The organism is Helicobacter vulpis (assembly GCF_003660395.1).
In the GTDB taxonomy this organism is placed as follows: Bacteria; Campylobacterota; Campylobacteria; order Campylobacterales; family Helicobacteraceae; genus Helicobacter; species Helicobacter vulpis.
The window spans coordinates 1-11,967 of the sequence record NZ_QXQT01000030.1 but is presented as its reverse complement, the minus strand read 5'-3'; the positions used below and the strand labels follow the sequence as shown (position 1 = coordinate 11,967).

13 protein-coding genes are annotated in these 11,967 nt (G+C 48.8%); 4 read left to right on the top strand and 9 right to left on the bottom strand.

The features are described 5' to 3' along the window. Window positions 1-725: 725 nt before the first annotated feature. From EAO38_RS07875 to EAO38_RS07860, 4 genes are all read left to right on the top strand, one after another. A complete protein-coding gene (locus EAO38_RS07875) occupies window positions 726-1,388 on the top strand; it encodes a SagB/ThcOx family dehydrogenase (protein WP_162982740.1) in 663 nt (220 codons plus the stop codon). Between the two features lie 4 nt (window positions 1,389-1,392). Continuing rightward, on the top strand, window positions 1,393-1,611 hold the full coding sequence (locus EAO38_RS07870; protein WP_162982739.1) for a nitroreductase family protein: 219 nt from the start codon (window positions 1,393-1,395) through the stop codon (window positions 1,609-1,611). Between the two features lie 121 nt (window positions 1,612-1,732). Next, the gene (locus EAO38_RS07865) at window positions 1,733-1,984 is read left to right on the top strand and encodes a hypothetical protein (protein WP_121022688.1); all 252 of its coding nucleotides are present in this window, start codon (window positions 1,733-1,735) and stop codon (window positions 1,982-1,984) included. Further along, entirely contained in the window at window positions 1,965-2,855 is an 891-nt protein-coding gene (locus EAO38_RS07860; protein WP_121022685.1) for an MFS transporter, read from the top strand. The genes EAO38_RS07865 and EAO38_RS07860 overlap by 20 nt, the downstream gene beginning before the upstream one ends. A gap of 76 nt (window positions 2,856-2,931) precedes the next feature. Here the strand turns inward: EAO38_RS07860 and EAO38_RS07855 are convergent, their stop codons facing one another. From EAO38_RS07855 to EAO38_RS07810, 9 genes are all read right to left on the bottom strand, one after another. Beyond that, window positions 2,932-3,807 carry a formate dehydrogenase subunit gamma gene (locus tag EAO38_RS07855; protein WP_121022683.1) on the bottom strand — a complete coding sequence of 292 codons (876 nt, stop codon included), beginning with the start codon at window positions 3,805-3,807 and terminating at the stop codon, window positions 2,932-2,934. Between the two features lie 10 nt (window positions 3,808-3,817). Beyond that, on the bottom strand, window positions 3,818-4,456 hold the full coding sequence (fdh3B, locus tag EAO38_RS07850; RefSeq protein ID WP_121022681.1) for a formate dehydrogenase FDH3 subunit beta: 639 nt from the start codon (window positions 4,454-4,456) through the stop codon (window positions 3,818-3,820). A 9-nt stretch (window positions 4,457-4,465) separates the two neighbouring features. Continuing rightward, a complete protein-coding gene (locus EAO38_RS07845; RefSeq protein WP_268877832.1) occupies window positions 4,466-7,273 on the bottom strand; it encodes a formate dehydrogenase subunit alpha in 2,808 nt (935 codons plus the stop codon). Between the two features lie 18 nt (window positions 7,274-7,291). Next, a complete protein-coding gene (locus EAO38_RS07835) occupies window positions 7,292-7,507 on the bottom strand; it encodes a hypothetical protein (RefSeq protein ID WP_121022675.1) in 216 nt (71 codons plus the stop codon). Between the two features lie 8 nt (window positions 7,508-7,515). Continuing rightward, window positions 7,516-8,133 carry a molecular chaperone TorD family protein gene (locus EAO38_RS07830; RefSeq protein WP_121022673.1) on the bottom strand — a complete coding sequence of 206 codons (618 nt, stop codon included), beginning with the start codon at window positions 8,131-8,133 and terminating at the stop codon, window positions 7,516-7,518. After that, window positions 8,130-9,542 (bottom strand): 4Fe-4S dicluster domain-containing protein, encoded by a 1,413-nt coding sequence (locus tag EAO38_RS07825; protein ID WP_121022671.1) that lies wholly within the window; start codon window positions 9,540-9,542, stop codon window positions 8,130-8,132. The genes EAO38_RS07830 and EAO38_RS07825 overlap by 4 nt, the downstream gene beginning before the upstream one ends. Window positions 9,543-9,580: 38 nt before the next feature. Further along, the gene (locus EAO38_RS07820) at window positions 9,581-10,303 is read right to left on the bottom strand and encodes a YebC/PmpR family DNA-binding transcriptional regulator (protein ID WP_121022669.1); all 723 of its coding nucleotides are present in this window, start codon (window positions 10,301-10,303) and stop codon (window positions 9,581-9,583) included. Beyond that, window positions 10,287-11,273 (bottom strand): porphobilinogen synthase, encoded by a 987-nt coding sequence (gene hemB / locus EAO38_RS07815; protein WP_121022667.1) that lies wholly within the window; start codon window positions 11,271-11,273, stop codon window positions 10,287-10,289. The genes EAO38_RS07820 and hemB overlap by 17 nt, the downstream gene beginning before the upstream one ends. A gap of 13 nt (window positions 11,274-11,286) precedes the next feature. Beyond that, on the bottom strand, window positions 11,287-11,967 hold a 681-nt coding region (locus EAO38_RS07810; RefSeq protein WP_235852581.1), incomplete at its 5' end, for an ArsS family sensor histidine kinase.

The following is an 11,967-nucleotide window of genomic DNA, read 5'->3' as shown; positions in this document are numbered from 1 at the left end:
AACACTTGGTTGATGGTGGTTACAAACTGCTGGTGGCGAATCTGGGTTTGGAAATTTTCATGGTCGATCTGGGATCGAATAAAGTAGTAAGAAAACGCCTTATAGTGTTAGTTTTTAGCCTTTTGGCTTAGTCTGGTGTTAGTGAATGCTATTAAATCTGATCATAAACTACGCCTACAAGGACTTAATGGTCTGTGTGTCTTTGGGGCGAATGTCTTAGCTAGCGTGCTTGTCTATGAGAGTTGGTGGTGTTGCATGGGATTTGTTTGGGGGTGGTGGGGGGGGATTTGGGAGGGTTATTTATGCGTTTAAAAAAGTACACTAAAATCGAGCGGAAATGTAACATTTTTCTCGTTTGTGATCATTAATTTCTACCCTTTAATATCAAGACAAACTTTTCTGCGTTAAACTGGCAAGACAATGCAGAAAGGAGATTAAGAAAATGAAAGTTGTTCATAAGACATTTACTAATCATAGAGATGTTGTAGCGGGCATAAGAGACATCAATTTTTGGTGTGGCAAAGTGTCGTGATGGGAGTTTGTAGATGTTCCTCTCTGAGGATGTGGTAATCTATTTTAGGGGTGGTGTCCCCCATCTGTTACATGTGTCCAACAAGATGGAATATGAGATCACAGACGTTGCCCTTTTGGAATCTTTGCTACAATACGCAAAGGATCCGCTGTGGAGGGATGAACATTGTGAACCCCTGTTAGAGGCGGGGGTTTTGCATGACAAGGAGCCTGATTCTGCGCTCAAGTGCTTTGATAACCCGCTGACAGATTTTTTCCACCAAGCCAATCAAGACCTCTTGCTGGCTATTTCCAACTTGTCTAAAAAAGAATTTGCGCAGGTCTACTTGGATAAACAGGCCAGCGAGCCATTACCTCCTTTGCCACCGCTTTTATCGATGCAGGATTTTACTCCCGATACGATTTTTCACTTGCCTTCGCCTGAGTTGGGGCAACTAGACACGGTGAGCTTTTTACATGTTCTCAGATCGCGCCACGCTGTGCGCGAATTTACCCCTCATTCTACCTCGTTGCAAGACTTGAGCTCTTTGCTCTTTTGTGTCTTTGGGGGTTTTCATCGCACAGAAGATGAACAAGAATGCGCCCCATTTTTTCGGCGCACCTCTGCATCAGCAGGTGCCTTGCAATGCGTACAAGCCTATATCGTGGCTTTTTCTGTGCAAGATTTGGAAGCAGGGGTGTATTACTATGATGGCCTCAACCATGTTTTGTGCAAACAGGGCATTGCCCCAAGCCATACAGAATTAGCCAAAATGTTGTCCGGGCAGTTCTTTGCAGAGAATTGCAGTTTTGGTATTTTCTTGGTAGTAGATGTGCAGCGTTTTTTTATGGAAATACACCACTGTGAGGAATTATAAAGTCATGCATATGGAAGTAGGGCATTTTGCACAAACTTTGCAGATGGTCTTAGGGGCTATGGGGTTGCAGGGTTGGGTTACTGGAGCTTTTATAGAAACCCTCATCGCCCAGGGACTACATCTTGACCTGCAAAAAACCCTCCCTGCCTTCTTTGTGGCCGCAGGGCGCGGGCACAAGAAGTCCATGCAAGATTTAATGCAACAGGCCTTAGAGAGATGTTAGCGCGCTATCTTCTCTCTATCTTCATCTACGCCCTAGGGGCTTCTATCCTTAGCGTAGGGCTGATGTTATGGGTTTATGAAAGCTCGGGCTCCATCGCCCAATTCGCCAGCTGGGTTTTTTTATGATGTTCTCTTCTCTAGTTGCTCTGCCCTTTTTGCCCAAAGTGGGTGCGCTCACGGAGCGTTATAACCCCAAATTCAGCGTGCAAATCTTTCATCTCTGTTTGATCCCCACAAGTATTGCGCAATATCTCATCTTAAAAGCACAGATGAATTTTTATTTTCTAATTTTGATCCTTGTGATTCACGGCGTGGGGGGGGGCGTTGCTAGGACCAGCAAGCAAGAGCATACAAATGTCCTTTGCCACCTCTAAGAATTACGAACGAGTCAATGGTTTGATCAAAGCGTCCTATTATAGCGCCACTCTCATCGCCCCCATTCTAGCGGGGGTTTTATTAAAACCCTTGGGGATTGCCAATCTGGCCTTGATCCAGCTAGGGTGTTCGTTGCTTTCCTTTTTGTGTTGCATAGATTGGCTATGGGCTAAGAATAGCGGTTCAAAACTAATAGCCCCAACCCCCAGCGCCTCTTTTTTGGGGGGGGTTAAGATTTTGCGATCCCACTCCATTTTTGCTTATGCCCTCTTTGCTCTCATTGTGAGTATCTTTGCTGGGATCGCGGGTAAAATCATTTTACCCGTGAGCATCGATCTCTTTTCTTCTGAGGTTACCGGGCTTTTAATAGGCTTGCTCACAGGGGGGTCTTTGCTGGGGAGCTTCATCATCTCAGCCATTGGCAATGTGGAGCGCAAGGTGCGCGCGCTACTCTTGCTAAACCTCTCTCAAGGCCTTATACTCATCATCGCCTTTGTGTTGGTGCTGGCTAAAGTTTTGCCCATCAATTTTTGGGCGATCGTCCCCTTTTTAATCCTTTATAGCGTCCTAGAAGTGGTTGTTGAAGCCATCGATCTAGCCTATTGGCAATCTCAAGCCCCTGAAACACAAAGGGCTATCTTTCTATCCTGGCATAGCATGAGCGCGTTGTTCTCCGGGTTTGTGGCATGGATTTTGATCACCCCCATTGTGGAGGGCGCAAAGACCTTAGGCAAGCATTTTTACCCCAATATGTCTTCTAATCACGACTACATTTTATTGTTTGCCATCATCTTTCTGGCTGTGGCTAATGTGGCGGCGGTGTTGGTGTTTTGGGGGTTAAAAGGCAAGGTGAAAAAGGAAGAACATTAGAACACTTGCGAGTGTTCTAAAACCCACTGAAACCACCTCCCCGGTAGCACCTCCCAAACCTGCCTTTTGCCCAGCATCAAGCCCTCAACTTTTCTTGATAATACAAACTATGCAACACCTTGACTTCTTCTTCTGCTTTATTCCCATCGATCATGGATTGTAAAGACCCCTTGATGGCAAACAAGGACATATAAATATGCACAATGAAAAAGCCCACCAAGACAAGCCCAAAGAAGTTATGTACAAGGGCGCTCAAGCGCAACAAAGAGATTTGATAAAGCCCAAAAAAGTCCGCGATCGCGCTCAAATCCGCGGTGTTAAAGTATAAAACCCCCCCGCTAGCAATCATCACCAGCCCGCCCAAAGTGGCAATCCAAAACCAAGTTTTTTGCCCGGCGTTGAACTTATAAGCGGGCACTGGCTTGTGCTCCTTGCTCAAATACCCGCCCATGATGATGAGCCATTTAAAGTCCGCTAGACTTAAGATCATGTCCTTAAGCCACATGAAGAGCATGGGCAAGACGGCCACCATGAAGATCACACAGCCCACGCTGTGTGCAATGCGGCAAAAGCGCACAAACGCCCCTCCGCCAAAGAAATCCCCAAAGATCATAATGAGTCCTGTGGGTACGAGCAAAATAAAGGAAACCCCAGCGATCCAGTGGATGATGCGATTAAAGAGTGTGAAGAAAGGGATTTTCTGCCCGCTGTGCTTAAACTGCTTGGGGCCAATGACTAAATAATGCACTAAAAAGCCCAAGCACACACCCAAGACCACCCCCAAGAACAGCCACATAAAATAATGCCCCTGCCAAAGCGTCCAAAGCTGACCGAGTTGGCCGGTTTGGGTTTGCCCATAGGGCAGAATGCCTAAAATGCGCTCTTGATCGAGGGGCGTGCTCTGCGCGTTTAAGCCCGCAACAGCCCACATTAAAAGCACAAGCTTTTTCATCAGCCCCCCCTTAAGGTGTCGCGCCCTCTAATTGGTGCGCGGCTTTGGTTTGGTAGTCTTGGGCGTTGGCGTATTTGGCCATGACGCGCCGTCTATAAATATCGGCGATACTGAGCGCATCGCCCACTAACAGCGCGTTGGTCGAACAAGTTGCCGCACACATGGGCACTTGCCCGCTGGCGATCCGATTGACCCCATAAAGCTCCATTTCTTTTTTGGAGTGGGTGGGCGCGGGGCCCCCAGCGCACATGGTGCATTTATCCATCACGCCGCGCACGCCAAAGGCTCCATCTCTAGGGAATTGGGGCGCGCCAAAGGGACAGGCATATAAGCAATACCCACACCCAATACAGGTTTCTTTATCGTGCAAGACGATGCCATCTTCGCGGATGTAAAAGCAATCCACCGGGCAGACCTGCGCGCAGGGCGCGTCCGTGCAGTGCTGGCAGGCAATGGAAATAGACTTTTCTTTGCCCTCCACACCCTCATAAAGGGTGATGACCTTACGCCGATTCAAGCCCACTTCTAGCTCATTGGAGTGCGAACACGCCACGCTACAAGCAAAACAGCTAATGCAGCGGTTGTCATCGCAATAAAACTTCATGCGGTTGGCGTTTGGGATTTGTTTGCTAGGCGCGATATTTGCCATGTTCTCTCCTTAAGCCTTCTCAATGCGGCACAAACCGGCATTAAATTCAGGGATTTGGGTGACCGGATCAAAGCCGTAGTTGGTGATCGTATTGGAGCTCTCTCCCATCGTGTAGGGCTTAGTGCCCTCAGGATAGCGATGACTCACATCCACGCCCTGCAAGACCCCCGCAAAGCTATAGGGCATGCAAATGCGATCGGGCGTAACCGAGTAACTAAAGATCGCCTTGACTTTAATCTTAGTCCCCTCAGGGGAGTGTATCCACATCATCGCGCCATCTTTGATCCCGTGGTTGAGCGCCAAATCCGGATGGATGTGGCAAAACATCTCGGGCGTGATGTGGGATAGATACTTGCTAGTGCGCTCTAACATGCCCGCTCCGCTCAAATTCACCAAGCGCATAGAAGCGATCACAATGGGAAACTCTTTAGCCCAATCTTGCTTGCTTTGTTCGCTTGCAAAGCGCACATCCACCCTAAAATTATTCACCTGGTCTTTAATGGCCGGGTATTTTTTCACCAAATCGGGACGGGGAGAGTGGATGGGCTCTCTATGCACGGGGATTTGATCTAAGAAGTTCCACACAATGGCGCGCGCGCGCGCGTTGCCATAGACGCACACGCCCTTTTCATCGCATTTCTTTTGGATGAGCCCGCTGGTGTCCACCTTCCAGTTATCCCCCATAATGGCCTTTTCATGCTCGGTGAGCTTGATTCCTAGCACCTTTTCAATGTTGGCCTTAGTGATTTCAGGGTAGCCACCCTTGATCGCCGAACCTTTAATGGTAACGCTCTTATCGGCTAGCAAGCTTTGCCCATCGCGCTCTTCGCCAAAGCGCGCCCTAAAGCCCATACCTCCCTCTTTGGTGGGGGTGCTAATGTCGTATAAAATAGGCGTGCCGGGGTGTTTTTCTGTCCAAGCCGGCCATGGCAAGCCATAGTACTGCCCTTTCATGGGTCCATGCCCCTCTTGGCTGATGTAGTCAAACATGTGCCAATTTTCTTGCTGGGCTTTGAGCCGCTCGGGAGTCCAGCCCCCAAGCCCGATGATCTTCACTGTGCGTGCGATCTCACGGGTGGCGTCTTCGGGCCAGCTAAAGCTCTTTCTGACCTGCACCAAATCCCCGTTTTTATCAAAATCACAGAGCAGGGCTTTGGTGTACTCTTCATAAAAGCCAAACTTCTTGGCCATTTCAAACATCAACTCGTGGTCCTGCTTGGCTTCATACAAGGGTTTAACCACTTGGGATCGCCACTGGGCAGCCCGATTCGTGGCGACCACAATCCCCTCGCACTCAAATTGCGTGGCGATGGGCAAGACATACACGCCGTCCGGCTTGTCGCTCAAAATCGCCGCCTCGTTCAAGAAGGGTTCGGCAATCACCATCAAATCCAATTTCTCAATGGCCTGCGCCATTTTGATATTGTGCGCCAAAGAGCTCACCCCATTGCCCTGTACCCACAGCCCTTTAATGGGCGCGCTAGAGTGGGTCTTGGCCTCTTGCAGTACGCCCTCATGCCAGAGCGACACGCTAAAGCCCTTTTTGTGCATCCATTCGGACGCAAAGAAGCGTTTTTGCAAACTCTCAAAGCTCACCCCCCAGCACTTGGCATAATAACGCCAACTAGGCTCACTCAAGCCATAATAACCGGGCAAATTGTCGGCCAGACATGCCATGTCCGTGGCCCCCTGCACATTGTCATGCCCGCGCACAATATTACAACCCCCGCCCTTTTTGCCCATGTTGCCTAGGACTAATTGCAAAATGGAGAGCATGCGCGTGTTCCCACTGCCCACGCTATGCTGGGTGATCCCCAAAGCCCAACCCAAAGTGGCCGGCTTGGCTGTGGCAAAAACGCGCGTGGTTTGAATCAACAAGTCTTTGGGCACGCCCGTGATGTCTTCGACCACTTCGGGAGTGTATTTGAGCGCCTCTTTTTTGATCGCATCGATCCCATAGGCTTGGTTTTTAATGACCTCCTTATCCTCCCAGCCATGCTTAAAGATCAAGTGCAACATGCCATAAATGAAGGCAATGTCCGTGCCTGAGCGAATCCGCACATAAATATCTGCCTTAGCCGCGCTCTTGGTAAAGACCGGATCGATCACAATCAATTTCGCGTTGTTGCGATCCTTGGCTTGCAAGAAGTGCTTAAAGCCGATCGGGTTGCTCACCGCCGTGTTCAAGCCCACCATCATGATCGCTTTAGAATGCCCGACAATGTCCCCAAAGTGGTTTGTCATCGCACCATACCCCCATGTATTCGCCACACCGGCGACTGTGGTGCTGTGTCAAATGCGGGCTACATGGTCTATATTGTTTGTCCCATAGAAGGCGGCAAACTTACGCCAGTAGTAGGCTTGTTGCGAATTCATCTTCGCACTGCCTAGAAACATCATGCTATCAGGGCCATACTTTTCGCGCATGGCGATCATCTTCTTGCTAATCTCATCAATGGCTTGCTCATAGCTGATACGCTTCCACTGCCCGCCCTCGCGTTTGAGTGGGTATTTTAGGCGCATTTTGGACTTGACCAAGTCAATTTGATCCACACCCTTACAGCAGTGGCTACCCGCGCTAATGGGGTGGTCTTGGGCAACATCTTGGCGAATCCACACCCCGTCTTTGACCTCAGCGATGATCCCACAGCCAGCCGAGCAAATGCTACAAATGGTTTTAACCCGTTTAACCCCCTCATTAGGGTCGATCACGCTCTCTTTTTTGCTAGCTTTGGTGTTGGCAAAGGCTAGGCTTGCGCCCGCGCCTGCCCCAATTGCGCCCATCTTTAAGAAAGAACGCCGACTTAAATTTCCCATGTTACCTCCTTTCTCAAACTACCACACGCTTTTGTAGAAAATCTCCCAAGCGGGGGTTTTATGGTAGAGAATTTCTTTTTTATTGCTCTTGCCCACCACCACGCCATGACTGCCGTCATCTGTGTCTGGGAAGCGTCTTTGTGGCATGGTCGCTAGCAGGCTTTGGCTGGCCAACGCCCCTGCCCCCAGCACTCCCAAAGCCTTTAGAGCATTACGCCTTTGATTTGTCTGCATGCAAGCTCCTAGTGCGAGATAAGGTTGAAATACAACCTTTCATGTTGGATAAATGCACCTAGGATTGTAGCGCAGTTTTGATAACAAACACTTTTTTTATGCGTGGCGATGGCCTTGATAAAGGCATCGCCAAAGAGATGAAAAAAATTCTTAAAGAGTTTTTCATGCAAGCTAAAAAGGGCGGGATCTTCTAGCATTTGTTGCAAGAAAGCGTTCATCATTAAGGTTAAAAACGCCAAATCGTCCTCAGCTACCGGGCTTGTGATCGTGTGGCTTTCTAGTTGCAGTCCGGATTGCTTTAAAATGTCTATCGCCTCTAGGCGTTTCTTGCCATTGTCTTGGCCCTCTAGATAGTAGGACGCGCTTAAGGGCACAAACACCTCCCCAGGGGCAAACAACACGGCGTTTTGCTCCGCCTCAAAGGCTTGCAAGCCCCGCGCTAAAAAAGTGTCAAACTCCTGCCACGCCTGCGCGCTACTCACATCAAAGGGGAAGTTTTTTAAATGCGCCACTAGGGCTTTTAATTCGCTAAACACGCCTTGCGTGTGCACAAACACCACCATGTAATGCCATAGGCGGTAGTAGATCGCGCGCGCGTAAATGAGATTAGGGTCTATAGATGTCATTTGAAAATGGAGTTGATGTCTAGCATGTCTTCTAGCATGATCTTGACCTTGCAATCTGGGCAGGCGTATAGAGTGGCGATTCTGCGCGCATCGCCTTGAAATCTAGGGATCATCATTTGGGCGATCTTTTGCACGCTCTTAGTGGTCCCAATGGGCTTGCCACACATTTTACAGCCAAACAAGCTATCTTGCGCCATGATTTTGGGCGTGAAGTAAGAGGGGTTTAGCGCGATCCCATCGCGCTCTAAATGCAAACAATCTTTTTCAGGGCAGGTCGCCTCGCAATACCCGCATGTGGTGCACAGACTGGGGTTAAACAAAAGGGTGTAGGTATTGCCATCAATGCTCAAGGCATTGGTATTGCACGCCCCCACACAAGAGAGACAGAGGGTGCAATTAGAGTTGATCTCTATGTGCCCATAGCGGATAAAACTCGCTGAGGGCACGCGCCCATAATCTCCCTGCCCTATGGCGTGCTGGAGGCGTTGGGCGAATAGATCGCGTTTGGTGCGTGCGGGGATAGTGGGGGGGGTGAAGTGGGTGGATTCTAAACACTTGGCGCGCTGCAAGCACGCTTGTAAGCTAGCAAGATCGCTAGCTAGCAAGATCGCTTCTTCTTGGTAGAGTTGGGCGTAAATGCCATTGAGCAAGGCGATGCTCTCCAAAGTGCCCACGCCCAAATCTTGGGGAGCATAGAGTACAATTTGACTCCCACTCTCTTGTAATAGCGTGAGTAGGGCGACTTGCTCTAAGATATTCAGATTGACACAGAGGGGCAAAACCTCTTTTTTAAGGGGAGTGAGGGGTAAATCTGCTTTGTGATCTAAGAGCAGGGGGATATAACCCCTATAGAGTTTAGCCACCTCCTGCATGCACTCCAAGCTAAAACTAGCATAACTCAAACTCCCACTAGGACACACGCTAATACACTGGCCACAATCAATACAAGCTTGGTGCTTGATGAGCAAATGGCGGTTGTCTTCACACTCTAAGCCTTGATCTAGAGCGATTTGGGGGTCTAATTTAGTGATCGCTTGAGTGGGGCAAACTTCGCTGCATTTGCCACAACACTCTACGCGCCGCTGGTGGTATTGGCAAATCTCCTTGTTATAGCTAAAGAATTCGCTAAAAGTGCCCTCCGGCGTGGGGGTGTGCTTGGTGGAGTCAAAATCAAATTGCAGGCCGTGGACTTCATAGAGTAAAGAGAGGCTTTGGGCGAGTTCTAGGGGGCTTTGGGCGCTATTTTCTAGCAAAAAATTGATCTCCCTGCCCACCCTCTTAGCCCCCTGCAAGGGCACATTAGAAACCACGCATTCTAGGCTTGAATCCACCCTGTCTAAAACCTCAATGTGATCGTGCAGGGGCAAGTTAGGACATTGAGGGCTTTTAATATAGAGAAACTCTAGCATACGCTGACCTTAAAACAGACGCTTAAATGAAAGACTAATCACGCCTCGATATTACTATAAAGCGCAATCACATCCTCATCTTCTTCAAGGCGATCTAGGAGCTTTTCAATTTCGGCTAACGCCTCAGAACTGAGACTAATGGGCGTGGTGGGGAGGCGTTGCAAAGACGCTTTGTAGAGAGGCAATTGCAAGGCTTCAAACCCATCGCTCAATTGTTTGAAATCTTGATAGTCCCCGATGGCAAAAAAACGTTCCTCATCTTGCTCTAGGCTTTCTAAACCATAATCGATCAAGCCAAGTTCTATATCCTCTAGACTAAGTCCTAGAGTCTGCAAATCTGCTAGCGCGCCCTCTAAGATACTCTTTCGAGAAAACATGAATTCTAGCGATCCATTAGGTACAATGCTAGCCCCCGGGCTTTTATTGAAGTAACTCTTCAAATTAGCAATGGTCCTAGTGGGATTGTCTGTCATGCATTCCATAAATAGCAAAACCCCATAATTAGCCTTGCCTTCATAACTCACTTCTACCAGTTGCCCCTCTTTGCTGCTGGCACGCTTGATGGCCGCCTCAATATTGTCCTTAGGCATGTTTTGGGCTTTGGCATTTAAAATAGCTGTGCGCAATTTGGCATTGCTAGCTGGATCGCTTCCGGCTTTAGCCGCTAGGGTGATAGCTTTGGCGAGCTTAGGAAAGACCTTGCTCATCTTGTCCCAACGTTTTTCCTTAGCTGCTCGCCTGTACTCAAAGGCACGTCCCATGATTCTCCTTTTGTAAGAATTGTGCGACTTCTTTGGCATGGTAGCTGATGATGATGTCTGCGCCTGCGCGTTTAAAACTGACCATGGTCTCCAAAAGCACACTTGGATAGTCCATCAAATTATGAGCTTGGGCCAATTTAAACATGGCATATTCCCCGCTGACATTGTACAGGGCAAGGGGTAGAAGAGTGCGCTCTTTGATCGCGCGCACGATGTCTAGATAGGCCAGCGCAGGCTTGACCATCAAAATATCCGCGCCCTCTGAAGCGTCATTGACACTTTCTGAAATTGCCTCCCTGCGGTTGGCATAATCCATCTGATAGCCCTTGCGATCCCCAAAGCTAGGCGCACTAGCGGCCGCATCTCTAAAAGGCGTGTAATAATGGCTAGCAAATTTACTAGAATAGCTCATGATGGGCAACATGCTAAAGTCATGGTTATCTAGTACATGCCGCAAGTGCATCACCATGCCATCCATCATCGCGCTAGGGGCTAGCATATCCACGCCACTTTGGGCTAGCACCAAGGCCTGTTGGCCCAGCAATTCCAAAGTCGCATCGTTATCCACTTGGTTGTCTTTAAGCACTCCACAATGCCCATGGTCGGTATATTCACAACAACACAGATCGGCGATCACGCACATGTGAGGGAATTGTGTTTTAATGGCGCGCGTGGCTTGGGCGACAATATGGCTATCATCTAGAGCTGCGCTTCCTTGCGCGTCTTTGTAGCTGGGAATTCCAAATAACAGCACACTCTGCAAACCTAGAGTTTGTAACACAGCGCATTCCCTCAACAACACATCCACACTCATCTGGGCAATTCCGGGCATGGAAGCAATGGGGCGCTCAATCCCTTGCCCTTCGCGCACAAAGAGGGGGGTGATGAAGTCCTTTGGGTGCAGGCGAGTTTCGCGCACGAGATCGCGTAAAACCTCATGAGTGCGTAAGCGTCTGAAGCGTTTGAACATGCAAATCCTTTAACTATTCTTGAGTGGAAAATATAGATTTGAATTCCTTGAGAACACAATTCTCAATGCTGAAAAAATTCACCCCCTCGCTATGGGCATAGGTGAGGGTAAAGCCTAGAGTATCAAGGGCAGTCTTGATAATATACATCCCCAAGCCAAAGCCATGCCCATCGCTTTGACTCTCCTGTTGGAAATAGGGCTTGAAGTAGTGGGTAAGCTCTTCGCGCATGGGTTGCCCTTGATTGGAGACAACTAAATCCTTTCCTGTGATCTTGACATGGGCTTGCTTGTCTGGGCTATATTTGAGCGCGTTGTCTAAGAGATTTTTTAATACCAAGGCAAAGAGGTCAAAATCGGTATGGAAGGCGCAGTTGGGTACATCGGCATGGATGGACGTGTGATTGTGTTCTAGCAATAGCATACTTTCCACCCGCTCTAGGAGTTGGTCCATCATGAACATGTCCTTAGCAACCTTGTAATTCTTAGACGAGAGTTGTTCGATGCGCGCGAATTGTTCAATCAAGGTGTTCAAGCGTTGAAAGGTACGCAACAAGCGTTCTTTTTGCAAGGGGTTATCCACCATCTCTGCCACGATAATGCCCTTTGTGATGGGTGTGCGCAATTCGTGCATGATCGCCCGTAAGAACAAGATACGTGACTCATTCAACCCCTTGATCTTTTTGATCGCCGAGTC

What these genes read in the sequence shown, in the direction of transcription:
- EAO38_RS07870 (WP_162982739.1), top strand. Translation starts at nt 1,393, where the DNA reads ATGCATATGGAAGTAGGGCATTTTGCACAAACTTTGCAGATGGTCTTA.
- EAO38_RS07865 (WP_121022688.1), top strand. Translation starts at nt 1,733, where the DNA reads ATGATGTTCTCTTCTCTAGTTGCTCTGCCCTTTTTGCCCAAAGTGGGT.
- EAO38_RS07860 (WP_121022685.1), top strand. Translation starts at nt 1,965, where the DNA reads ATGTCCTTTGCCACCTCTAAGAATTACGAACGAGTCAATGGTTTGATC.
- EAO38_RS07855 (WP_121022683.1), bottom strand. Translation starts at nt 3,807, where the DNA reads ATGAAAAAGCTTGTGCTTTTAATGTGGGCTGTTGCGGGCTTAAACGCG.
- fdh3B (WP_121022681.1), bottom strand. Translation starts at nt 4,456, where the DNA reads ATGGCAAATATCGCGCCTAGCAAACAAATCCCAAACGCCAACCGCATG.
- EAO38_RS07835 (WP_121022675.1), bottom strand. Translation starts at nt 7,507, where the DNA reads ATGCAGACAAATCAAAGGCGTAATGCTCTAAAGGCTTTGGGAGTGCTG.
- EAO38_RS07830 (WP_121022673.1), bottom strand. Translation starts at nt 8,133, where the DNA reads ATGACATCTATAGACCCTAATCTCATTTACGCGCGCGCGATCTACTAC.
- EAO38_RS07825 (WP_121022671.1), bottom strand. Translation starts at nt 9,542, where the DNA reads ATGCTAGAGTTTCTCTATATTAAAAGCCCTCAATGTCCTAACTTGCCC.
- EAO38_RS07820 (WP_121022669.1), bottom strand. Translation starts at nt 10,303, where the DNA reads ATGGGACGTGCCTTTGAGTACAGGCGAGCAGCTAAGGAAAAACGTTGG.
- hemB (WP_121022667.1), bottom strand. Translation starts at nt 11,273, where the DNA reads ATGTTCAAACGCTTCAGACGCTTACGCACTCATGAGGTTTTACGCGAT.